Source organism: Dokdonella sp. (genome assembly GCF_035511235.1).
Taxonomy (GTDB): domain Bacteria; phylum Pseudomonadota; class Gammaproteobacteria; order Xanthomonadales; family Rhodanobacteraceae; genus Dokdonella.
Map to the genome: position 1 here is coordinate 112,217 of NZ_DATKFQ010000005.1, position 21,956 is coordinate 134,172.

At 71.7% G+C, this 21,956-nt stretch carries 20 protein-coding genes; 13 read left to right on the forward strand and 7 right to left on the reverse strand.

Annotated elements, in window-relative coordinates; translation table 11 throughout:
- Positions 1–29: 29 nt before the first annotated feature.
- The 13 genes from VMR06_RS02515 (at position 30) to VMR06_RS02575 (ending at position 15,549) form a co-directional block, all read left to right on the forward strand.
- On the forward strand, positions 30–3,671 hold the full coding sequence (locus VMR06_RS02515) for a hypothetical protein (protein ID WP_325372655.1): 3,642 nt from the start codon (positions 30–32) through the stop codon (positions 3,669–3,671).
- A 397-nt stretch (positions 3,672–4,068) separates the two neighbouring features.
- Complete coding sequence (locus tag VMR06_RS02520) at positions 4,069–4,644, forward strand: hypothetical protein (RefSeq protein ID WP_325372657.1); 576 nt, start codon at positions 4,069–4,071, stop codon at positions 4,642–4,644.
- Between the two features lie 374 nt (positions 4,645–5,018).
- Entirely contained in the window at positions 5,019–6,278 is a 1,260-nt protein-coding gene (locus tag VMR06_RS02525) for a hypothetical protein (protein ID WP_325372659.1), read from the forward strand.
- 324 nt (positions 6,279–6,602) lie between these two features.
- The gene (locus tag VMR06_RS02530) at positions 6,603–7,043 is read left to right on the forward strand and encodes a GNAT family N-acetyltransferase (RefSeq protein WP_325372661.1); all 441 of its coding nucleotides are present in this window, start codon (positions 6,603–6,605) and stop codon (positions 7,041–7,043) included.
- A 292-nt stretch (positions 7,044–7,335) separates the two neighbouring features.
- Positions 7,336–8,103, forward strand: a complete 768-nt coding sequence (locus tag VMR06_RS02535) for a hypothetical protein (protein WP_325372663.1) — start codon at positions 7,336–7,338, stop codon at positions 8,101–8,103.
- Positions 8,104–8,360: 257 nt separating this feature from the next.
- The gene (locus VMR06_RS02540; protein WP_325372665.1) at positions 8,361–9,308 is read left to right on the forward strand and encodes an acyl-CoA desaturase; all 948 of its coding nucleotides are present in this window, start codon (positions 8,361–8,363) and stop codon (positions 9,306–9,308) included.
- A complete protein-coding gene (locus tag VMR06_RS02545; RefSeq protein WP_325372667.1) occupies positions 9,305–10,561 on the forward strand; it encodes an NAD(P)/FAD-dependent oxidoreductase in 1,257 nt (418 codons plus the stop codon). The genes VMR06_RS02540 and VMR06_RS02545 overlap by 4 nt, the downstream gene beginning before the upstream one ends.
- Positions 10,477–11,337, forward strand: a complete 861-nt coding sequence (locus VMR06_RS02550) for a DUF1365 domain-containing protein (RefSeq protein WP_414648052.1) — start codon at positions 10,477–10,479, stop codon at positions 11,335–11,337. Before VMR06_RS02545 ends, VMR06_RS02550 begins: the two co-directional genes overlap by 85 nt.
- Entirely contained in the window at positions 11,334–12,596 is a 1,263-nt protein-coding gene (locus VMR06_RS02555; RefSeq protein WP_325372671.1) for a cyclopropane-fatty-acyl-phospholipid synthase family protein, read from the forward strand. Before VMR06_RS02550 ends, VMR06_RS02555 begins: the two co-directional genes overlap by 4 nt.
- Entirely contained in the window at positions 12,593–13,132 is a 540-nt protein-coding gene (locus tag VMR06_RS02560) for a DUF2878 family protein (RefSeq protein ID WP_325372673.1), read from the forward strand. The genes VMR06_RS02555 and VMR06_RS02560 overlap by 4 nt, the downstream gene beginning before the upstream one ends.
- Positions 13,129–13,926: a DUF1295 domain-containing protein gene (locus VMR06_RS02565; RefSeq protein ID WP_325372675.1), complete on the forward strand. Its 798-nt coding sequence runs from the start codon at positions 13,129–13,131 to the stop codon at positions 13,924–13,926. The genes VMR06_RS02560 and VMR06_RS02565 overlap by 4 nt, the downstream gene beginning before the upstream one ends.
- A complete protein-coding gene (locus VMR06_RS02570; RefSeq protein WP_325372677.1) occupies positions 13,923–15,005 on the forward strand; it encodes a cyclopropane-fatty-acyl-phospholipid synthase family protein in 1,083 nt (360 codons plus the stop codon). Before VMR06_RS02565 ends, VMR06_RS02570 begins: the two co-directional genes overlap by 4 nt.
- A gap of 22 nt (positions 15,006–15,027) precedes the next feature.
- The gene (locus VMR06_RS02575; RefSeq protein ID WP_414648053.1) at positions 15,028–15,549 is read left to right on the forward strand and encodes a lipocalin family protein; all 522 of its coding nucleotides are present in this window, start codon (positions 15,028–15,030) and stop codon (positions 15,547–15,549) included.
- A 34-nt stretch (positions 15,550–15,583) separates the two neighbouring features.
- Here the strand turns inward: VMR06_RS02575 and VMR06_RS02580 are convergent, their stop codons facing one another.
- The 7 genes from VMR06_RS02580 to VMR06_RS02610 are packed head-to-tail and all read right to left on the reverse strand — an operon-like array spanning position 15,584 to position 21,951.
- Entirely contained in the window at positions 15,584–16,948 is a 1,365-nt protein-coding gene (locus VMR06_RS02580) for a sensor histidine kinase (RefSeq protein ID WP_325372881.1), read from the reverse strand.
- Positions 16,949–16,965: 17 nt separating this feature from the next.
- Complete coding sequence (locus VMR06_RS02585) at positions 16,966–17,655, reverse strand: response regulator transcription factor (protein WP_325372679.1); 690 nt, start codon at positions 17,653–17,655, stop codon at positions 16,966–16,968.
- Between the two features lie 21 nt (positions 17,656–17,676).
- The gene (locus VMR06_RS02590; RefSeq protein WP_325372681.1) at positions 17,677–18,369 is read right to left on the reverse strand and encodes a hypothetical protein; all 693 of its coding nucleotides are present in this window, start codon (positions 18,367–18,369) and stop codon (positions 17,677–17,679) included.
- Between the two features lie 21 nt (positions 18,370–18,390).
- Positions 18,391–19,173 (reverse strand): SDR family oxidoreductase, encoded by a 783-nt coding sequence (locus VMR06_RS02595; RefSeq protein ID WP_325372683.1) that lies wholly within the window; start codon positions 19,171–19,173, stop codon positions 18,391–18,393.
- Complete coding sequence (locus VMR06_RS02600; protein ID WP_325372684.1) at positions 19,170–19,841, reverse strand: iron-containing redox enzyme family protein; 672 nt, start codon at positions 19,839–19,841, stop codon at positions 19,170–19,172. The genes VMR06_RS02595 and VMR06_RS02600 overlap by 4 nt, the downstream gene beginning before the upstream one ends.
- Positions 19,838–21,313 carry an AMP-binding protein gene (locus VMR06_RS02605; protein WP_414648046.1) on the reverse strand — a complete coding sequence of 492 codons (1,476 nt, stop codon included), beginning with the start codon at positions 21,311–21,313 and terminating at the stop codon, positions 19,838–19,840. The genes VMR06_RS02600 and VMR06_RS02605 overlap by 4 nt, the downstream gene beginning before the upstream one ends.
- A complete protein-coding gene (locus VMR06_RS02610) occupies positions 21,310–21,951 on the reverse strand; it encodes a thermostable hemolysin (protein WP_325372686.1) in 642 nt (213 codons plus the stop codon). The genes VMR06_RS02605 and VMR06_RS02610 overlap by 4 nt, the downstream gene beginning before the upstream one ends.
- Positions 21,952–21,956 lie beyond the last annotated feature (5 nt).

Genomic DNA, 21,956 nt, shown 5'->3' on the forward strand with positions numbered 1-21,956 from the left:
AATAATCGGACACCCAGGGGGAGGGTGGCATGAGCCAGCTGCACAGGATCAGGGGCTGCGACAATCCGAATCGCGAGATGGACGTCGTGTTCATCCACGGGCTCGGCGGTGATGCATTCGGAACCTGGCGACACGGCGGCGACGAATCGACGTCCTGGCCGCATTGGCTAGGCGCAGACACTCCAAACGTCGGCGTCTGGTCCTTAGGTTATGCTGCAGCCCCCTCGAAGTGGCCGCGAATCTTCGGCTGGTTCGGACTCACGTCGCGCGATGCGGGCTATGCGATGTCGCTGCCTGATCGCGCACGCCAGGTCGTCGATCTGATGATCCAGAAGGGCCTGGGGCAACGTCCGCTGATTCTGGTAGGTCACAGCCTCGGCGGTCTGCTGACCAAGCAGCTCCTGCGATACTCGGTCGGTGCCGACCAAGAGAGCGGCCATCAAATGATCGCCCAGGCCACCAGCGCCGTGCTGTTTCTCGGCACACCGCATACCGGCGCAGCGCTGGCCTCGATCGCAGACCGGTTTCGAACGGTGTTCGGCGCCACCGTGACGATAGAAGCCCTGCGCAAGCACGATCCCTATCTGAGAGACCTTTTCGACTGGTACCGCAACAATGCGCCGCGCCTGAGGATCGAGACGGCGACGTACTACGAGTTGCGTGGCGTCGCAGGAGGAACGATCACGATCGTCGATCCCAGCTCTGCGCATCCGAGTGTGGGACGCAATCCGGTCGGTCTCGACGAAGATCATCTGACGCTCGCCAAGCCGCGCGAGCGCGACGCGCAGGTTTGCGCAGCGTTGCGAAGATTGATCTCCAACACCCAATCGTCATCGCGACCGAAGCCTACGCCAGTCGCTTCACAGTCATCGCCATCCCACACAATCGTGGTTCAAGTCAAAACCCCGTCCGACACCCCGTCCCTGACGCCGCGCGTCCCACGCGAGTTGCCCCCACGCGCCGAACACTACTTCGGACGGCAAGCGGAGCGTGAAAAGCTGATCAGCCGAGTGCGCGGCAGGCGCAACACGACGATCGTCGGGCCCGGCGGCCTCGGCAAGACAGCACTCGCCGCCGAGGTGCTGTACGCGATCGGAAGCGCAGAGCTCGAAAGCCTCTATCCCGACGGTACCGTCTATCTCGATCTCTACGCGAGTCGCGCCAACGCCGACGCGATCTGGTCGATGCTCGCGAATCGGCTCACCGGTGCGGACTTCCTCGAACATGAGCCGCCTCGAATCCGCGCGGAGCGCGCCTGCAGCGGAAAGCGACTCCTGCTGATTTTTGAGGGATGCGAAGAGGCCGACGGCAATGACGGACGTGCGGATCTTACGGACCTTCTATCGGTAATTCCCATTGAAAGCGTCCGGCTCTTGCTGACCCGCCCACCCGGCCGGGCGGCTCCCGCCGAGTCGATTCATCTGCGAGACGCGCTGGAGCCGGCAGATGCGGCTGCACTGCTGGGCGCGCTGAGTGGCGACCGGCTGACAGTCGGAGCCAAACGAGACTTGCTGGTTCTTCTGGCAGGTCATCCGCTGGCGCTGACCTGGGCCGGCAACCTTCTGGCACGAGACGACGAGCATCCAGATACTCTGCTGAGGGACTGGAGCGCGGCGGTCCTGCCGCCACTGACCGACCCCGTCAACAGCACGCGCACCTTGCGCTGGCTCTATGACCGCTCCATCCGAGGCTTTGATGCCGACGCCAAGAACATCCTGATCGGTGCGGGACTTCTCGCTCATGCGCCGATACCCATTGGCCTGCTCGAAATCGCAATCAACGGTGGCGAACGCCACAGCCGCGCCCGTAGGAGTCTTCGCGCGCTGACCGCAGGCGGGCTGATGCGTTTTGAAATTGCGCTGCCTGACCACTGGCAGTTTGCTCACGTCCTTGCCTATCGCTATGCACGGGATCACGCCACTGATGCGGATGCGCTGGCGCTGGCCCTCGCTGAGGGCTTGCACGCATCCATTGCGACCGACTGTGTCCGCGCAAACGAGTCGGAAGCCCGCGCGCGGCTTCTCCGCAGTCTCGACCATGTCGCAGCTTTACTGCGTGCGGGGCCGCTGACACAGGAGGCAGGCTGGCACTCCATAGCCAACACGCTGCTCTATGACTGGCAAGCTGAATTCATGGCACGTGGACGCTCCGACCTCGTGCGCCAATCTCTCCATGCGGTCGAAGCCTGGGTGGAGCATCCATTTGCCGCCCAGGCAGAACATCTCCCTCTCCTGCGCGAAAACGGGGTGCTGCACAACAGGTGGGGTGATCTGTTGGTTCTGCAGGGTGATCTGCCGGGCGCGCAGACACGCTACGACCTAGGATTGGCTATCTCGCAACGACTGGCCGAGCTCGACCCAGGCCATACCGAGTGGCAGCGAGACCTCAGCATCAGCTTCATCAAGCTCGGCGATGTGCAGTCGGCGCAGGGTGACCTGCCGGGGGCGCAGGCGCGCTACGAAGCGGGGCTGGGCATCGCACAGCGACTCGCCGAGCTCGGCCCAGGCCATACCGAGTGGCAGCGAGATCTCAGTATCAGCTTCAACAAGCTCGGCGATGTGCAGTCGGCGCGGGGTGACTTGCCGGGGGCGCAGGTGCGCTACGAAGCGGGGCTGGTCATCGCGCAGCGACTGGCCGAGCTCGACCCGGCCAATACTCTGTGGCAACGAGACCTCAGCATCAGCTTCGACAAGCTCGGTGATGTGCAGTCGGCGCTGGGTGACCTGACGGGGGCGCAGGTGCGCTACGAAGCGGGGCTGGTCATCGCGCAGCGACTCGCCGAGCTCGACCCAGGCAATACCCAGTGGCAGCGAGACCTCAACATCAGCTTCATCAAGCTCGGCGATGTGCAGTCGGCGCAGGGTGACCTGCCGGGCGCGCAGGTGCGCTACGAAGCGGGGCTGGTCATCGCGCAGCGACTGGCCGAGCTCGACCCGGCCAATACTCAGTGGCAACGAGACCTCAGCATCAGCTTCGACAAGCTCGGCGATGTGCAGGCGGCGCGGGGCGACCTGCCGGGGGCGCAGGTGCGCTACGAAGCGGGGCTGGTCATCGCGCAGCGACTCGCCGAGCTCGACCCGGCCAATACCCAGTGGCAGAGAGACCTCGGCATCAGCTTCAACAAACTCGGCGACGCGCAGTCGGCTCAGGGCGACCTGCCGGCCGCGCAGGTGCGCTCCGAAGCGGGGCTGGTCATCGCGCAGCGACTGGCCGAGCTCGACCCGGCCAATACTCGGTGGCAACGAGACCTCAGCATCAGCTTCAACAAGCTCGGCGATGTACAGTCGGCGCAGGGTGACCTGCCGGGCGCGCAGGTGCGCTACGAGGCTGCGCTTACTATTCGGCAGCGATTGGCCGAGCTCGACCCAGGCAATACCCAGTGGCAGCGAGACCTCAGCATCAGCTTCAACAAGCTCGGCGATGTGCAGTCGGCGCGGGGTGACTTGCCGGGGGCGCAGGTGCGCTACGAAGCGGGGCTGGTCATCGCGCAGCGACTGACCGAGCTCGACCCGGCCAATACTCGGTGGCAGCGAGACCTCAGCATCAGCTTCGACAAGCTCGGCGATGTAGAGTCGGCGCAGGGGGACCTGCCGGGCGCGCAGATGCGCTACGAGGCTGCGCTGACCATTCGGCAGCAACTGGCCGAGCTCTACCCAGGTAGTGCCCAATAGCGGGGCGCCAGCATCAACTTCAGCAGGCCGGACCCTGTGCAGCCAGCGTAGGCCGGCCAAGCGCATAGCAGCGCATAGGAAGGCGCGCTGGCACGCTTCGCCGATAGAGATAAGAATTGCTTGCCTACCACCTCGCACGCCGTGCCGGTTCGCTGAACCCGTGCCCAGTATGGATGAGGGGGCGAAGGGAACGAGCGCTTATTCCTTTGCCAGGCCGTTGCCACCAGCCCCTAAATCCTTGCACATCGGCCCCGAACAATCAGCCATCTCCATCCAGCCGACCGGCGTAGCCACGGCCTTCTCGCCGCCACACCACGCCCGATCAGCGCGAGAATGGCGCCCGGCTCCGGTTGCTCCGGGCTTCCATCGTGCGCCCACCTAACGAGGGAGATGACTCATGGGCATTCGTACTCCGAACACGACGATCGCGAACGATCCGGTCTGGCGCACGCTGCGCTGGGTGGTCTGGGGCGGCGCGGCGCTGCTGTTGCTGGCGCCGCTGATCGCGATGCGGTTCACGCGCGAGGTCGACTGGTCGCCGTTCGATTTCCTGGTCATGGGCGTGCTGCTGGCCCTGGTCGGTGGCGCCTACGAGCTGGCGGTGCGGACCGCGCGCTCGCACGTCTACGTGATCGCGTTCGGCGTCGCGGTGGGGACGGCGTTCCTGACCGTCTGGGCCAACCTGGCGGTCGGCATCGTCGGCGAGCCGGCCGAGCCGATCAACCGGATCTACTTCGGCGTGGTCGCCGTGGCGGTGATCGGCGCGGCGCTGGCGCGGCTGCGGCCGGCCGGCATGGCACGCGCGATGCTGGCGGCCGCGGTCGCGCAGGCGGCCGGCAGCATCGTCGGGCTGGTCGCCGACGGCGCCAGCGTCTTCGTGCTGACCGCCGTGTTCGCGGTGCTGTGGCTGGTCTCGGCGGCTCTGTTCCGCCGGGCGGCGGCCCAGCCCGCGCCGACCGGTGCCTCGCGCTGAACGGTACGGATCGGCGACCGTCCCGCCGCTGAGGTCCTCGGCTTTCCGGCACGCATCGAGCCGGCCACGGCGTGCCGCGCAGGCCGGCTTGCGGACCTACCTGCGGCGCCGCGCGATGCCGCGCCGGCCTCCACGACGACCGTCCGCCCCCGCCCCGGGTGTGATCGAACGCGCGATTTCGACCGTCAAACCCCGTCCGATCAGTCACTTGTCGGCATCGGCCACGAAAGGGCCATGCACCGGACAGGCGTTGTGGTAGACGCTCGACAATAGTCGATCGCCAGCCGCGGGCTGGCCGTCCGCCGCGCCGCCGCCGTCGATGCTTCGACCACGCGCCCGGCCACGATCACCTTACGATTCCGGAGCAAGGGGCAATGAGAGCAGTCATCGTCGGTGTTTCACTGGTCGCCATGGCGGGCGCAACGAACGTGGTCGCCGAAGCGCCGACGGGGGCCGCCGCCACCCTGGTGACGCCGGCCGGCCTGACCGTCACCGCGCAGGCCGGCACGCAGGCGAGCGCCGCGCTGGTGCTCGGCAACGGCGGCAGCGGCACGCTGAGCTGGGATCTGCGCCAGGCGCCGGCACAGTCGCACTTCCCGTCCGGCAGCAGCCCGCACCTGCCGCTGCCGAACCCGGCGCTGCCGGCCGGCACGACGGTCCCGACCTATGCGCTGCACAACACCGGCGCGGCGACGACCTACATCTTCGAGGACGCGCTGCATCCGGAGAACCTGACCACGATCGGCCCGGCGCCGAGCGGCACCTGGGTCAGCGGCACGTTCATCGGCGACGATTTCGCGCATCACTACATGCTCGAGTCGCACTGGCAGGTGCCGACCTATGCGCTGATCGCGATGGACACCGCGACCGGCCAGAACACGACGGTCACGACGTTCCCGCTGACCGAAGGCCAGTGGGCCGGCATCACCTGGGACGCGACCACCAGCACGCTGTTCGGCGTGGCCTGCGCCGAGGGCATCTGCACGCTCTACTCGCTGGACCCGTCGACCGGCGCGCAGACGCGCATCGGCCAGATCGTCGGCGCGGAGGACGCCAAGGGCCAGACCAGCCTGCTCGATCTCACCGTCGACTCGGCCGGCCGCCTCTACGGCGTCAACTTCTTCACGCGCAGCCTCTACGCGATCGACAAGACCTCCGGCGTCTCGCAGACGATCGGCGCGCTCGGCGTGGCCGAGACGCCGATGTACATCCAGAGCATCGACTTCGACAAGCGCAACGACACGCTGTACTGGTACGCGTTCGTCAGCACCGGCGGTCCGAACGTGCAGGGCCGCATCTACACGATCGATCCGTCGACCGGCGCGGCGACGCAGCAGACGCTGATTCCGGGGCCGGCCGAGCAGTTCGCCGCGGCGATCGCGACGGTCGGCCCGTGCGCGGCGCCCTCGACGGTGCCGTGGCTGGCGACCGCCGAGATCAGCGGCAGCACGGCGCCGGGCGCCGAGTCGAGCGTCGCGGTGACGCTGGACGCGAGCGCGCTCGAACCGGGCACCTACACGACGCAGATCTGCGTCTACAGCAACGATGCGAGCCAGGGTCTGCGCGCCGAAGTGCCGGTCACGTTCACGGTCACGCCCGATACGCTGTTCGCCGACGGTTTCGAGGCGGACTGAGCCTCGATCGCACTGCGGCCTGCGCGACCGCCGTCCGCCCGGGCGGCGGTCCGCACGCGCGTCGAGCCGGCAGCCGGGCCTGCCGTGGCGGCGCTCCGGCCGCATGCCCCCGCCGCCGCAGCCTTCGTCACGCCCGCTGGCTCGACGCAACACCGGCGGCGCGGGTCTCGCAGCTTCAGCCCCCATCTTCGAGGCGTGGCACCGAATCGGCAGCGGACGCGAGCGCCGGCGCGGTCGCCATGGCCCCGCCGGCTGCTCGCAGGTGATAGGGAGCGCCGGCGGCTTGCGTAAGAGAAGTCGCCCTTCCCTGCGCAGGCGAGTCCCATGCTGACACGCACGACCGGCTCGGCCATCCGCCTCGCCGACGACGACGCGGCGATCGCCGCCTGCTACGACACGATGGTGCATCTGCGGCCGCATCTGAGCCGGCAGCACTTCGTCGCACGGATCCGCCGGCAGATGGCCGAGGGTTACCGGCTGGCGGCGCTGCGCGATGACGATGCGGTGGTCGCGGTGGCCGGCTTCCGGCTGGTCACGATGCTCTACAGCGGGCGCCAGCTCTACGTGGACGACCTGGTCACGCAGCCGGCGCGCCGCGCGGAAGGCCATGGCGCGCGGCTGATGGCCTGGCTGCGCGAGCACGCGCACCGGCAAGGCTGTGCCGAGCTGCATCTGGACTCGGCGCTGCAGCGCGAGGCGGCGCACCGCTTCTACCAGCGCCAGGGCCTGATCGTGGTCGGCTATCACTTCACCGTGGCGGTCTGAGCCTCCGCCGGCTCGACGCCGGCCGCGACGGCAGCGGCAGCCGGACCCGGCCGCGTCCGGCCTGCGTACCGGATCGACCGGCGGCCGTTCCCTGCGCTGCCGGCGCGGGTCCGCATGTCTCGCCGCGGATCCAAGCCCCTGCGCTTTCCGAGCGCGCCGCCACGGCCGCAGGCCACCGATCGCGCGCGACGCGTGTCCGCCGGTCGCGCACCGTGCATCGCGCCTGCATCCCGATCGCGCCGGTCTGCGTATCGGCGCCAAGGCCGGCATGGCCGCGCCCGGGAGAGATCCGATGTCGATGCTGCGTCCGCTGCTCGTCGTTGCCGCCGCGATCGCCTGGGGCACGGCCGCGGCGGCCGCGGCCGGTCCGTCGCGGGAGATCGCCCGGGCCCTGGCGCGCGAGGACGGCCGGCTGCTCTATCGCGAGGAGCACTGGCACCTGCCCGGCGGCGGCCGACTGGTGCTGTACCGCTGCCCCGACGGCACACCGTTCGCGCGCAAGACCGTCGCGGCCGGCCCCTCGGCCGAGGCGCCGGACTTCGCGTTCGAGGACGGACGCGACGGCTACCGCGAAGGCGTACGCAGCGGCGCGGCCGGCCGCGAGGTCTACGTGCGCGACCGGGCCGACGCGGCGGAACGGCAGGCGCGGCTGCGCATCCCGGACGACGCGGTCGTCGACGCCGGCTTCGACGCGGCGGTGCGCACGCGCTGGGATGCGCTGGCGGCCGGCACGCGCCTGTCGTTCCTGCTGCCGAGCCGGCTGGCGTTCGTGCCGGTGCGCATCGTCGACCACGACCGCGCCGCGGACGACGCGCGGACGCGGCGGCTGCGCATGACGCTCGACACCTGGTTCGGCTTCGCGGTGCCGGCGGTCGACCTCGTCTACGACGCGGCCAGCCGGCGGCTGCTGACGTTCAGCGGCACCGGCACGATCCGCGACGGCCGCGGCCGTCACCGGCCGGTGCGGATCGTCTTCGACGCGGCGCCGCCGGCGCCGGTCTCCCCCGCCGCACTGGCCGCCGCGCAGCAAGTGCGCCTGGACGGGCGCTGCGCGCTGTGAACATCACGGCGGCCGCCGGCTGATCGCCGGCCGACCGCGCCGCCGACCGATCGCGGCTGCGGCTCATCCGGATCCCGCGCGCCCGATGCCGCTTCGACACCGTGCCGCGTCGCGACGGTTCCGGACCGCGGCGTCGCGAACGCCGGCCGATCCCCGGCCGCGCGGCAGCGGCAGCCGTCGACCGCATTCTCGGCGCGTCTGCATCCGCGGCGTGCCGGCCTCCGTAGAGCTCGATGCACTGCCCACCGGAGACCCCGATGCCGCCCCCGTCCGACGCACCGCCCGTGCCTGCGCGCGCCGCCACCGCGCTGCGGCGCTGGTTCGATACCGCCGCCGAGGCGCCGGACGAACCCGGCGACGGCCGCCGCATCGACTGGCTGCGCGCGCTGCCGTTCGTCGGCCTGCATCTGGCCTGCCTCGGCGTGTTCTGGGTCGGCGTGTCGCCGACCGCGCTGATCGTCGCGGCGGCGCTGTATGCGATCCGGCTGTTCGCGATCACCGGCTTCTATCACCGCTACTTCTCGCACCGCACGTTCCGCACCTCGCGCGCGGTGCAATTCGCGTTCGCGCTGATCGGCGCCTCGAGCGTGCAGCGCGGCCCGCTGTGGTGGGCCGCGCACCATCGCAACCACCATCGCCATGCCGACACGGCGGCCGATCCGCATTCGCCGCGCGAGGGCTTCTGGTGGAGCCATGTCGGCTGGTTCCTGACGCGCCAGCGCTTCCGCACCGATCTGGCCCGGGTGCCCGATCTGGCCGGCTATCCGGAGCTGCGCTGGCTCGACCGCTACGACACCGCGGTGCCGATCGCGCTGGCGGTCGCGCTGTGGGTCGCCGGCGCGCTGCTCGAGCGCTACGCGCCGTCGCTCGGCGTCAGCGGCGGCCAACTGCTGGTCTGGGGCTTCTTCGTCTCGACCGTCGCGCTGTTCCACGTCACGGTCACGATCAACTCGCTCGCGCATCGCTACGGGCGGCGCCGCTACGACACCGCCGACGACAGCCGCAACAACCTGTGGCTGGCGCTGCTGACGTTCGGCGAGGGCTGGCACAACAACCATCACTTCTTCCCGGGCAGCGCGCGCCAGGGCTTTCGCTGGTGGGAGATCGACGCGACCTGGTACGGGCTGCGCCTGCTCGCATTGCTCGGCCTGATCCGCGACCTCAAGCCGGTGCCGGACTGGGTGCTGGCGCGGAGCAGACGATGAGCCAGCGCATCGCGGTCGTCGGATCGGGCATCGCCGGCCTTGCCGCCGCGTGGTGGCTGTCGCGCCGCCACGAGGTCACGCTGTACGAGGCCGAGCGCCGCTTCGGCGGCCACACCCATACCCATGCGGTGACGCTGGGCGACCGGCTGTACGCGGTCGACAGCGGTTTCATCGTGTTCAACCCGCTGCACTATCCGCTGCTGAGCGCGCTGTTCGACGAGCTCGGCGTCGCGACGCGGCCGACCACGATGAGCTTCTCGGTGCACAGCGAGCGCAGCGGCGTCGAATACAACGCCACCTCGCTGAACCGCCTGTTCTGCCAGCGCCGCAACCTGGTCTCGCCGCGGTTTCTCGGCATGGTCGCGGACTTGGTGCGCTTCTACCGGCAGGCGCCGGCGCTGCTCGACACGGCCGGTCCCGGACCGACGCTCGGCGAGTACCTGGCCGAGGGCCGCTACGGCGAGGCGTTCCGCGACGAGCACCTGATTCCGATGGCCTCGGCGCTGTGGTCCTCGCCGCCGCGCGCCGTGCTCGATTTCCCGGCGCGCCATCTGGTCGCGTTTCTGGCCAACCACCAGATGCTCGACCTCGGCGCGCGCGCGCCGTGGCGCGTCGTCGACGGCGGCTCGGCGCGCTACGTCGAGGCGCTGCGCCGGCGCTGGCGCGTGCGCGAGCGGATCGCCTGCCCGGTCGAGTCGGTCACGCGCGAGCACGACGGCGTCACGCTGCGCTCGCGTGCCGATACGCTGCGCTACGACCAGGTCGTGCTGGCCTGTCACGCCGACCAGGCGCTGGCCGTGCTCGACGACGCCGACGACACCGAGCGCGCGATCCTCGGCGCGCTGCGCTACCAGGACAACGATGCCGTGCTGCACACCGACGCGCGCCTGCTGCCGCGGCGGCGCGCGGCCTGGGCCGCCTGGAACGCGCATGTCCCGCGCGATCCGGATGCGCCGTGCACGGTCAGCTACTGCATGAACCTGCTGCAGGGCCTGGACGCGCCCGAGCCGCTGATCGTCACGCTCAACCGCACTGCCGCGATCGATCCCGGCCGGGTGATCGCGCGCATGCGCTATGCCCATCCGCTGCACGATCACGCGACGCTGGCCGCGCAGGCGCGCCGCCACGAGATCCAGGGCCGGCGCCGCAGCTGGTTCGCCGGCGCGTACTGGGGCTACGGCTTCCACGAAGACGGCATCCGCAGCGCGCGCGCGGTCGTGCAGGCGCTCGATCCGCAGGCGGTGCCGGCATGAACGCGCCGTTGAACAGTGCCGTCTACGAAGGCTGGGTGCGCCATCGCCGTCACGCGCCGCGGCCGCATGCGTTCCGCTACCGGCTGGCGCAGCTGTGCCTGGATCTGGACGAGATCGACCGCGTGTTCGCCGGGCGCTGGCTGTGGTCGGCGCGCGGCCGCGCGCCGGCCGAGTTCCGCCGCAGCGACTATCTGGCGCCGCCCGAGCGTCCGCTGGCCGAGGTCGCGCGCGAGCGCGTCGCCGCGGCGACCGGCACGCGGCCGGACGGACCGGTGCGCCTGCTCGCACATCTGCGCACCTTCGGCTACGTGTTCAATCCGGTCAGCTTCTACTACTGCTACGCCGCCGACGGCACGACGCTGCAGGCGGTGCTGGCCGAGATCACCAATACGCCGTGGCGCGAGCGCCACGCCTACGTGCTGCCGGTCGACGCGGCGACGCGGCGCGGCCGCGCGCTCGAATGGGCGTTCGACAAGACCTTCCACGTCTCGCCGTTCCTGCCGCTCGATCTGCGCTACCGCTGGCGCCTGACGCCGCCGGGCGAGGACCTGCGCGTGCAGATGGACGTGCTCGACGGCACGGCCCGCACGTTCGACGCGACTTTGACGCTGGCGCGCCGTCCGCTCGACGGCGCCGCGCTGGCGCGCGTGCTGTGGCGCCATCCGGCGATGACCGCGCGCGTGATCGGCGCGATCCACTGGCAGGCGCTGCGTCTGTGGCTCAAGCGCGTACCCGTCCACGACCACCCCAACCGATCCGCCGGAGCCTCGCCATGAACGCACCCGCCTCCGCCCTGCCACCGGCCTCCGCCGCGCCGCTCGGCTTCGACCGCTGGCTGCGCCGGCGCCTGTTCGAGCATCTGGCCCCGCTGACCGGCGGCCGCCTGAGCGTGCACGACCCGTGCGGGCGGCAGGTATTCGGCACGCCCGGCGGGCTCGACGTCACGGTGCGCGTGAAGGATCTGCGCTTCTATCGCGCCCTGGCCGCGAACGGCAGCGTCGGCGCCGGCGAGGCCTACATCGACGGGCTCTGGCAGTGCGACGACCTGGTCGGCCTGGTGCGGCTGCTGGTGCGCAACCGCGCACTGCTCGACGGCCTCGAAGGCGGCGCGGCCCGCGTCGGCGGCTGGGCGCTGCGCGCCTGGCACGCGCTGCGGCCCAATACGCGCGCCGGCAGCCGCCGCAACATCGCCGCCCACTACGACCTCGGCAACGACTTCTTCGCGCTGTTCCTGTCGCAGGACCTGATGTACTCCTCGGCGCTGTTCACGCACGAGGCCGAGGATCTCGAGCTGGCCTCGTGGCGCAAGCTGGACCTGATCGGCCAGACGCTCGCGCTCGGGCCCGGCGACCGCGTGATCGAGATCGGCAGCGGCTGGGGCGGCTTCGCGCTGCACGCGGCGCGCCGCTACGGCTGCCACGTCACGACGACGACGATCTCGCGCGCGCAGTTCGACGAGGTGCGCCGCCGCGTCGCCGCGGCCGGGCTCGAGGACCGCGTGACCGTGCTCGCCGAGGACTACCGCGACCTGACCGGCCAGTACGACAAGCTGGTCTCGATCGAGATGATCGAGGCGATCGGCGCGCGCCATCTCGATACCTACTTCGCGACGCTGCAGCGCCTGCTGGTGCCCGGCGGGCGCGCACTGCTGCAGGCGATCACGATCGAGGACCACCGCTACGAGCAGGCGCTGCGCAGCGTGGACTTCATCAAGCGCTTCGTCTTTCCGGGCAGCTTCATTCCGTCGATCAGCGCGATGCTGTCGGCCAAGACGCGCGCCAGCGATCTGCAGGTGCTCGCGCTGCAGGACTTCGGCCTGTCCTATGCGCGCACGCTGCAGGCCTGGCGCACGCGCTTCATGACGCGGCTGACCGGGGTGCGCGCGCTCGGCTACGACGAGCGCTTCATCCGGCTCTGGGAGTTCTACCTGGCCTACTGCGAGGGCGGCTTCCGCGAGCGCTCGATCGGCGTGGCACATCTGCTGCTGGGGCGCCCCGGCGCCGACGGCGGCGACGCAGCGCGGGTCGCGCCGTGAAGCGGCCGGTCCTCGCCGTCGCGATCGGCTACCAGGCGGTGTGGCTGTGCGCGGTCGCCGGCGCCGGCCGCGGCCTGGCCTGGCCCGGCATCGCGGCCGCTGCGGCGTTCGTCGCGGCGATGCTGATCGCGGCGGCCCGCCCGATGCACGAGGCGCTGCTCGCGGCCGTGGCGGTCCTTGCCGGCGTGCTGCTCGACGGCGGTCTGGCCGCGAGCGGCTGGCTGCGCTACGCGGCGGCCTGGCCGACAGCGGCGTTCGCGCCGGCCTGGATCCTCGCGCTGTGGGCCGCGTTCGCGACGACGCTGCCGGTCCTGCTGCCGGCCTGGCTGAGCAAGCCGCTGCCGGCCGCCTTGTTCGGCGCGATCGGCGGACCGCTGGCGTATCTGGGCGCCGCGCGCGGCTTCGACGCGGTCGCGTTCGTCGCGCCGGGGCCGGCGCTGGCGGCGCTGGCGCTCGGCTGGGCCGCCGCCCTGGCGCTGCTGGCGATGCTGGTGCGATCGGCGCCGCACGCCGTCGAAACGGAGACCGCGCGATGAGCCTCTGGATCACCCTGGTCGCGGTCTGGCTGCCGGCCGCGGTCGCGATGACGTTCGGCTGGCTGTGGCAGCGCCGTCGCGCCAATGCCGGCATCGTCGACGTGATCTGGGCCGCCGGCGTCGGCCTCGCCGCGGTCATCGCCGCTGCGCTCGGCGACGGCGCGCCCGCCGCGCGCGGCCTGCTCGCGCTGATCGGCGGCCTGTGGGGCCTGCGGCTGGCGCTGCACCTGTGGCGGCGCGTGCGCCACGAGTCCGAGGACGGCCGCTATCGCCATCTTCGCACGCACTGGAACGGCCATCAGGGCAAGTTCTTCGCGTTCTTCCAGGCCCAGGCGCTGCTGGTCGTGCTGTTCGCGCTGCCGTTCGCGGCGGCGGCGCGCAGCCCGCAGGCAACGGCCTGGCCATGGCTGGCCGCCGCGGTCGCGATCGCGCTGATCGCAATCGCCGGGGAGACCGTCGCCGACCGCCAGCTCGCGCGCTGGCGCGCCGACCCGGCCCATCGCGGCCGCACCTGCCGCAGCGGGCTGTGGCGCTACTCGCGCCATCCGAACTATTTCTTCGAGTGGCTGCACTGGTTCGCGTACGTCGCGCTCGCGGTCGGCTCGCCGCTGGCCTGGCTGGCATGGAGCGGCCCGCTGCTGATGTACGGCTTCCTGCGCTACCTGAGCGGCGTTCCGTATACCGAGCAGCAGGCGCTGCGCACACGCGGCGAGGACTACCGCCGCTACCAGCGCACGACGCCGATGTTCTTTCCCTGGTTTCCCCATCCCGACGACGAGGACGTGCGCCGATGAATGCGATCGCCGAAAGCCACCTACGCGTGCCGCAGGTCGAGGCGGGCCTGATCGGCCTGGCCGAACGCGGCCTGATCCCCGATGCCGTGCTGCGCCTGGGCATCCGCCGCCTCTGCGCGGCACGTCTGGCGGCCGAGCGCGCCGGCGGACCCGAGGCCGAATCGGCGCGCGCCGCCGCGCGCCTCGATGCGCTCGCGCAGGGGCCGCTGGCCGTGCATACCGATGCAGCCAACCGCCAGCATTACGAGCTGCCGCCGGCGTTCTTCCGGCTGTGCCTGGGCCGCCGCCTCAAGTACAGCGCGTGCTACTACCCGGCCGGCGGCGAGACGCTGGACCAGGCCGAGGAGGCGATGCTGGCGCTGACCGCCGAGCGCGCGCAGCTGGGCGACGGCCAGCGCATCCTCGAGCTCGGCTGCGGCTGGGGCTCGCTGACGCTGTGGATGGCCGAGCGCTACCCGAACGCGCGCATCACGGCGGTGTCGAACTCGCACGCGCAGCGCCGCCACATCGAGGCCGCCTGCCGCGAACGCGGCTTCGACCACGTGCGCGTGATCACCTGCGACATCGACGCGCTGGAGCTGGCGCAGGCGACGTTCGACCGCTGCGTCTCGGTCGAGATGTTCGAGCACCTGCGCAACTACGACCAGCTGCTGCAGCGGATCTCGCACTGGCTGGTGCCCGACGGGCGCCTGTTCGTGCACGTGTTCGTGCACCGCACCCTGCTCTACCCGTTCGAGACCGACGGCGAGGACGACTGGATGGGCCGGCACTTCTTCACCGGCGGCCTGATGCCGGCCGCCGACACGCTGGCCTGCTTCCAGCGCGACCTGACGCTGGAGACGCGCTGGCTGATCGACGGCGACCACTACCGGCGCACCGCCGAGCACTGGCTGGCCAACCAGGACCGCCGCCGCGACGAGGTGCTCGCGGTGCTGACCGAGGCCTACGGCGCAGCCGCCGCGCCGCTGTGGCACCAGCGCTGGCGCATGTTCTGGATGGCCTGCGCGGAGCTGTTCGGCTACGCCGGCGGCCGCGAGTGGATGGTCGCCCACTACCGTTTCGTGCGCCACGCGCGCTGACCCCAAGGAGAATCCGATGACTCTGCGCATGTCGCTGCTGGCCGGCCTGGTCGCCCTGGCGACCGGCTGTGCGCATCACCCGCCGCTGCCGGCGGTGCCCGCGGTCGACCTGCCGCGCTTCATGGGCGACTGGTACGTGATCGCGCATATTCCCTCCTACCCCGAACGCGAGGCCTACGACGCGATCGAGTCCTACGCGCTGGCGCCCGACGGGCGCATCCGCACGACCTTCACGTATCGCAAGGGCAGCTTCGACGCGCCGCTCAAGACGATGCATCCGGTCGGCACGGTGCGGCCCGATACCGGCAATGCGGTCTGGGGCATGCAGTTCGTCTGGCCGATCAAGGCCGAGTACGTGATCGCCTATCTCGACCCGGACTACCGGCAGACCATCGTCGGCCGCAGCAAGCGCGACTACGTCTGGCTGATGGCGCGCACGCCGTCGATCTCCGAGGCCGACTACGCCGAGCAGGTCGCGCGGATCGCCGCGCTCGGCTACGACACCTCGCAGCTGCGCCGCGTGCCGCAGTCGGCACCGCGCTAGGCGATGCGGCGGCGCCGACCGGAGCGGCGCCGCCTCAGCCGAGCGGCAGCCTGACCGTCGCGCGCAGGCCGCCGAGCGCCGGTGAATCGTCGAGCGTGATGCGTCCGCCGTGCAGGGCGAGCGCCTGCGCGACGATCGCCAGGCCCAGCCCGCTGCCTTCCACGCCGCTGCCGAGCTCGCGGTGGAAGCGCTCGAACACGCGCTGGCGCGCCACCTCCGGAATGCCGGGACCGGCATCCTCGACGACCAGCCGCGCCTCGCCGTCGGCCGCGGCGAGCGCGACCGCCACCGCGCCGCCGGCCGGTGCGTAGCGCAAGGCGTTGTCGATCAGATTGCCGACCAGGGCGTCGAGGCTGCGCTCGTCGCCGGCGACGACGGCCGGTCCTTTCACCTCGAATGCGATGCGCAGCGCGCGCGCGGCGCCGAGTGCGACCGCGTCGGCGCGATGGCGTTCCACCAGTGACGCCAGATCGACCGCGACGCGCGCCGGCGACGCGCCGCTCTCGAGCCGCGACAGCGCCAGCAACTGCGCGACCAGCCGCTCCATGCGGCGGATACTCGCGTCCAGATGCGCCTGCGCGTCCTCGCGTTCGGCCGCGACCGGCGCCTGGCGCAGGTTGTAGGCATGCACCTTCAGCGCCGCCAGCGGCGTGCGCAGCTCGTGCGCGGCATCGGCGGTGAAGCGCCGCTCGCGCGCCAGCGCAGCCTCGAGCCGCGCGAGCAGACCGTTGACCGCACGCACGATGCCTTCGATCTCGCGCGGCACGCGCTCGAGCCGGATCGGCGCCAGATGCTCCGGCGCACGTTCGGCGACCGCCGCCGAGACGCGCTCCAGACTGCGCCCGGCCCAGCCGACCGCCAGCCACACCGTCAGCGCCAGCAGCGGCAGCGCGATCAGCAGCGGCAGCAGCGTGCCGAACGCGACGTCCTCGGCCAGCTCGGCGCGGATGCCGGCCTGTTCGCCGGCCTGGTACCAGCGCCCGGCCGGCCTGTGCAGCGTGAACACGCGCCAGCGCTCGCCGCCGAGATCGACGTCGGCATAGCCGGGCACCAGGGGGCCGAGCGGATCGGCCGGGCCGCTCTCCGAGCGCAGCAACAGGCGGCCGGCGCCGTCGCGGACCTGGAACGCGAGCTTGGTCTCGTAGGCGTGCCCGGTCGGGAACGCCAGCGCCGTGCCGACACCGTGCGCCTCGCCGTGCCAGACGTCGATGACCAGCGGCGCGCCCGGATGCTCGGCCAGATCGGCCAGCGGCTCGTCGACCAGGCTCGCCAGCACGCGCGCCGAATGCGCGAGCTTGGCGTCGAACAGCTCGCCGGCCTCCTGCAGCCCGGCGCGATAGCTGAACGCTGCAGCGACCAGCATCACCAGCGTGGTCACGCCGATCAGCGCGACCAGCAGTACGCGGCGGATCGACCTCACGGCTGCCCCTGCGCCTCGCCGCGCGCGGTCGGCTCGTCGAGCGCGTAGCCGATCCCGCGCAGGGTGCGGATCAGCGCCGGATCGAGCTTCTTGCGCAGCGCGTGCACGTGCACGTCCACCGCATTGCTGGCGACGTCCTCGTCCCAGCCGTACAGGCGCTGCTGCAACGACTCGCGGCCGATCGGGCGGCCGCGCTGCTCGAGCAGAACGCGCAGCAGCGCGAACTCGCGCCGCGACAGATCCACCGGCCGGCCGCGCCAGCGCACCTCGAGCGTGGCCGGATCGAGCTCGAGCGCGCCGAGCGCGAGCAGCGGCGCGGCGCGGCCGCCGGCGCGGCGCAACAGCGCGCGGATCCGCGCGAGCAGCTCGTGCGTGTCGAATGGCTTGCCGAGGTAGTCGTCGGCGCCGGCGTCGAGGCCGAGCGTGCGCTCGCTCGGCCGCTCGCGCGCGCTCAGCACCAGGATCGGCACGCTCGCGCCGCTACGCCGGGCCTGGCGGATCAGCTCCACGCCGTCCAGGCGCGGCAGGCCCAGATCGAGCACGACCAGATCCAGATCGCCGGCGCCGATCGCGGCCAGCGCGGATGCGCCGTCACGCAGCCAGTCGACCGAATAGGCCGCGCGCCGCAGCGCGGTACGGATGCCCTCCCCCAGTGATTCGTCGTCCTCGACAAGCAGGATGCGCATGCGCCCAGTGTCGGCCGCCGCTCAACGGCTGGCAAGATGCGAGCGCACCTCGGCCAGTGCCGCCGTCGCCTGCTCGCGGCGGCCGCGGTCGGCCAACTCGCGGCCCGGCCGCGGCGGCGCGGCCAGTGCCTTCTCGAGCGCTGCGGCGGCGCCGACGTAATCATGCTGATCGCGCAGGAAATCGCCGTAGAAGTAGTTCGAATCGATGCCGTCCGGATTGACCGCCAGTCCCTGGTTCAGCAGCTTGCGCGCGGTCTCGTCGTTGCCGAAGCCGATCGGCCAGCCCGGCACCTGGTAGTACAGCGCGCCCAGGCTCGTATAGGCCGCGCCGTTCAGCGCGTCCGGCTGCGCGGCCAGCGCCTCCTCGAAGTCCTTGCGCGCCTGCTTGACCAGGCCGAGCGCGCCGATGCCGCCACGCTCGCCGGCGTAGCTCGACAGCACGATGCCTTCCCAGATCAGCGCCGGCACGTCGCCCGGATGCGCCTCGCGCGCGGCGGCGGCCTGCTTGACCAGCGCTTCGTAGGCAGCCTGCCGGTCAGCCTTGGGCACCTCGTAGGCGACCTCGGCCCAGCGATCGCGCACCGCCGAGACGTCCGGCGCCAGGGCGGTGTCGGACGCCGCGGCGAATCCGCCGCCCAGCAGCGGCAGCAGCCACAGCGAAGCGAGCAGGCGGCCGGCGATCCGGGTATGCGAATGACGAACGATGGCAGTCATGTCCAGCTCCTCGGGAAGACGTCAGGAACGCGCGTGCTGCCGCACCAGCGGCAGACGCGATTTGAGATTGCGGTCGATCAGACCGGGCCAGGCGCCGTTGAGCCGCGCGAACAGCTTCTCGGGCCAGCCCAGCTGCAGTCGCGGACGGCCGCTGCGGATCGCCGCGACGATCTGCGCGGCGACCGCGGCCGGCTCGTCCTCGGCGACCTTGAGCGCGCGGTTGAGTGCCTCGACCGCGGGCGGGTTGAACGCGGTGCGCGTCGCGCGCGGCGACAGGTACTGAAAGCGCAGCGCGGTGTCGGCGTGCTCGCGCGCAAGTCCTTCGATCAGGCCGCGCAGGCCGAACTTGCTGGCGCTGTAGGCCGCGAATCCCGGATAGGCCAGGCTGCCGAACGTCGAGCCGATCGCGGCCACCGCCGCCTGCGGCTGCGCGCGCAGCAGCGGCAGCAGCGCATGCACCAGCAGCGCCGAGGCGACCAGATTGGTCTCCAGCAGCGCACGCACGCGCTCGGCGCTCTGCTCCTCGAACAGGCCGAACGCGCCCTGCGCATGCGCGAGCACGAGCACCGACGGGCGCAGCCGTGCAGCGGCCTCAACCACGCGCGCGCGGCCGCCCTCGTCGGACAGGTCGGCGGCGATCGGCAGCACCGCCGCGCCGTGCCGCGCGACCAGCACGCCGAGCCGCGTCGCATCGCGGCCGACGGCATGGACGCGCGCGCCGGCCGCGACCAGCGCATCGGTCAACGCCTGGCCGATGCCGCCCGTCGCGCCGGTCAGCACGACGCCGGCGCCGTCGAGATTCATGCCGCCTCCGCCCATTCGGGTGCATCGCGCAGCGTGCGGAAGATCTCGCCGTACAGGTGATAGAAACGCCGCGCCGCGTGCACCACCGCGGCGCGATCGGATGGATCGTCGAGACGGTTCATCAGGCCCTCGAAGAAGCCGGTGTGCTCCACGTCCAGATCGCCGTGCGAGAGCAGATAGCTGAACGCATTGCGCGGCAGCTGCAGTGCCTGCTCGATCGACTGCGCCGCGCGCGTGGCCAGCGCGACGCTGGTGCCTTCGAGTACCAGCACCATGCCGAAGAAGCCGACCGGATTGCCGCGCGCGATCGTGTCGTAGGCGTAGGCGACCATCAGCTCGGTCGCCGCCGACGGCGCCGAATGGGCCGCGGCGGCGCGATCGCCGCCGGCCGCGGCGATGTCGTCGAGCACCCATTCCTGGTGGCCGGTCTCTTCGCGGATGTACTCGCCGATCGCCTCGCGCAGCCACTCCAGACGCGCCGGCAGCCGCGCGCCGCAGGCCATCAGCAACGGCACCGTGTGACGTACGTGGTGGTAGGCCTGGGTCAGGAATGCGAGATAGTCGGACCGCTCGATGCGGCCCGCCAGCGCGGCCTGGATCAGCGGCGTGGCGATCAGCGCCGCGCGCTCGCGCGCGGTCGCTGCCAGCAGATCGTCATGAAAGCTCATTCGTAAGCTCCTTCGGAAAACTCGGGTGCGTTCGCGTAGCAGGCAGCGATCGCCTCGGCGTAGCGCGCGGCGATCGCGGCGCGGCGCGGCCGGCCGTTCGCGGTCAGCAGGCCGTCGACGAGACCGAACGGACGCTCGGCTCGCACCAGCGCGCCGATTCGCGCGTAGTCGGGCAGGCCGCGATTGACCGCGACGCGGGCGCGCTCCAATGCGGCATCGTCGGCCTGCGAGACCACCACCGCCACGTTGAACGGCCGCGCCTCCCCGAACACCGCGGCCTGCACGAACGCCGGATGCGCGAGCAGTTCGCTCTCGACCCATTCGGGCGAGACGTTGCGGCCGAACGCGGTGATGAACACCTGCGAACGGCGGCCGGTGACGAACACGTAGCCGTCGGCGTCGACGTGGCCCAGATCGCCGGTCGCGATCGGTCCGGGCGGCGGTCCGTCGGCGCCGAGATAGCCCAGGCAGCGCACGCCCTCGACGATCAGCTCGCCGTCGACGACCTCGACGCGCGCATGCGGCAGCGGCCGGCCGACGCTGCCCGGCCGTATCGCGCCGGGCCGGTTCAGACAGACCACCGAGCCGCATTCGCTGAGGCCGTAGCCCTCGTAGACCGGCAGGCCGAGCGCGGCCGCACGCGCCAGCAGCGCCGGTGCGACACGCGCGCCGCCGACCGCGAGGAAGCGCAGCGACTCCGGCAGCGGCGCACCGCGTTCGAGCGCGCCGACCAGCGCCGCGAGCAGCTGCGGCAGCACGATCGCACTGTGCGGCTGGTAGCGCAGCAGGCAGGCCAGCAGCTTCGACACGTCCAGACCGGCCGCGCCGGAATAGCCGATCTCGGCCAGCGACGGCACCGCGATCTCGGCGCCGGCGATCAGCGCGGCGTAGAGGCCGGCCACGTTCTCGAGCAGCGTCGACAACGGCAGCAGACACAGGTGGCGGCGCGGCGCCAGCGGCCGCGCCGCCTCGGCCAGCGAGGCCGCCACGGTCAACAGGGCGGCCGCGTCGAGGCACACGCCCTTGGGCGTGCCGGTCGTGCCGGAGGTGTAGGTGATGCACGCGGTGCCGGCCGGCAATTGGACCGGCTGCGGCGGGGCCAGCACGACGCCGGCCAGATTCGCGCCGAGCGCGATCGACGCCTGCGGCGCGGCCGCGGCCGCCAGCACCAGCAGGTCGGCCCCGCTGCCGGCCAGCGCATGCGCGATCTGGCCGTCGCTGAAGAACGTCGGCAGCGGCACGTGCACCGCGCCGAGCCGGCGGATGGCCAGATCGAGCGCGAGCCAGTCCGCTCCGTTGTCGAGGCGGCTGGCGATGCGCGCGGCGCCGCTGGCCGCCAGCGCGTCGGCCAGTGTCGCCACGCGCGCGGCGAATACGTCGCCGCGGAACACGGCATCGGTCGCGAACACGCGCGGACGCGGCTCGTCGAGACGGCCGATCAGATCGGCGAACTCGGGCAGGCGCCGGCTCACGGTGATCCCGCCGACGCGATCTGCGCGGCACAGCATGCCTGCACCGCGCGCGTGCGCCTCGTCAGGCACGCATGACCGGCCGCGATGTCGCCGAACATCAGCTGCGGCTGCGTCTGGTAGTAGCTGCCCCAGTGCGCGCCGCCGTCGGTGAGACGATCGGGCCGCGCCGGCGCCAGCGGCGTCGGCACCAGACCGAGCCGCTCGAACGCGTTGCGCAGCTGGCGCGTCGCCGTGAACAGCACCCAGCGCAGACCGGCCGCATGCAGCAGATGCGTGACGTCGACGATGACCGCTCGCGCGTCGCCGGCACCGACCGCCGCGAAATTGCCGACCTCGACCAGGCTGCCGCGCAGGACCGGCCGGCCGAGCGCATCGGCCAGCGCGTCCTCGACATGGCCGTCGAGATAGTTCTCGACGAACAGCCGGCCGTGCGCGCCGCCGCGCCAGCCGACCGCCGCGGTCAGACGCCCAGCCACGTCGCGATAGGCGAGCAGTTGCGGCAGGAAATGCGTGAGCTCGGCGCCGTAGCGCGCGCGGTAGACCGCGGCGATGAAGGCTTCGGTCTCGGCGCGCTCGGGCGAATCGGGCCCGACCAGGCGCGCGGCGCCGGTGGTCAGGCAGGTCGTCGGTGTCGTCATGGCCG

Bases quoted from the DNA above. Each gene is read 5' to 3' on its own strand.
- VMR06_RS02515 (WP_325372655.1), top strand. From the start codon at position 30: ATGAGCCAGCTGCACAGGATCAGGGGCTGCGACAATCCGAATCGCGAG.
- VMR06_RS02520 (WP_325372657.1), top strand. From the start codon at position 4,069: ATGGGCATTCGTACTCCGAACACGACGATCGCGAACGATCCGGTCTGG.
- VMR06_RS02525 (WP_325372659.1), top strand. From the start codon at position 5,019: ATGAGAGCAGTCATCGTCGGTGTTTCACTGGTCGCCATGGCGGGCGCA.
- VMR06_RS02530 (WP_325372661.1), top strand. From the start codon at position 6,603: ATGCTGACACGCACGACCGGCTCGGCCATCCGCCTCGCCGACGACGAC.
- VMR06_RS02535 (WP_325372663.1), top strand. From the start codon at position 7,336: ATGTCGATGCTGCGTCCGCTGCTCGTCGTTGCCGCCGCGATCGCCTGG.
- VMR06_RS02540 (WP_325372665.1), top strand. From the start codon at position 8,361: ATGCCGCCCCCGTCCGACGCACCGCCCGTGCCTGCGCGCGCCGCCACC.
- VMR06_RS02545 (WP_325372667.1), top strand. From the start codon at position 9,305: ATGAGCCAGCGCATCGCGGTCGTCGGATCGGGCATCGCCGGCCTTGCC.
- VMR06_RS02555 (WP_325372671.1), top strand. From the start codon at position 11,334: ATGAACGCACCCGCCTCCGCCCTGCCACCGGCCTCCGCCGCGCCGCTC.
- VMR06_RS02565 (WP_325372675.1), top strand. From the start codon at position 13,129: ATGAGCCTCTGGATCACCCTGGTCGCGGTCTGGCTGCCGGCCGCGGTC.
- VMR06_RS02570 (WP_325372677.1), top strand. From the start codon at position 13,923: ATGAATGCGATCGCCGAAAGCCACCTACGCGTGCCGCAGGTCGAGGCG.
- VMR06_RS02585 (WP_325372679.1), bottom strand. From the start codon at position 17,655: ATGCGCATCCTGCTTGTCGAGGACGACGAATCACTGGGGGAGGGCATC.
- VMR06_RS02590 (WP_325372681.1), bottom strand. From the start codon at position 18,369: ATGACTGCCATCGTTCGTCATTCGCATACCCGGATCGCCGGCCGCCTG.
- VMR06_RS02595 (WP_325372683.1), bottom strand. From the start codon at position 19,173: ATGAATCTCGACGGCGCCGGCGTCGTGCTGACCGGCGCGACGGGCGGC.
- VMR06_RS02600 (WP_325372684.1), bottom strand. From the start codon at position 19,841: ATGAGCTTTCATGACGATCTGCTGGCAGCGACCGCGCGCGAGCGCGCG.
- VMR06_RS02610 (WP_325372686.1), bottom strand. From the start codon at position 21,951: ATGACGACACCGACGACCTGCCTGACCACCGGCGCCGCGCGCCTGGTC.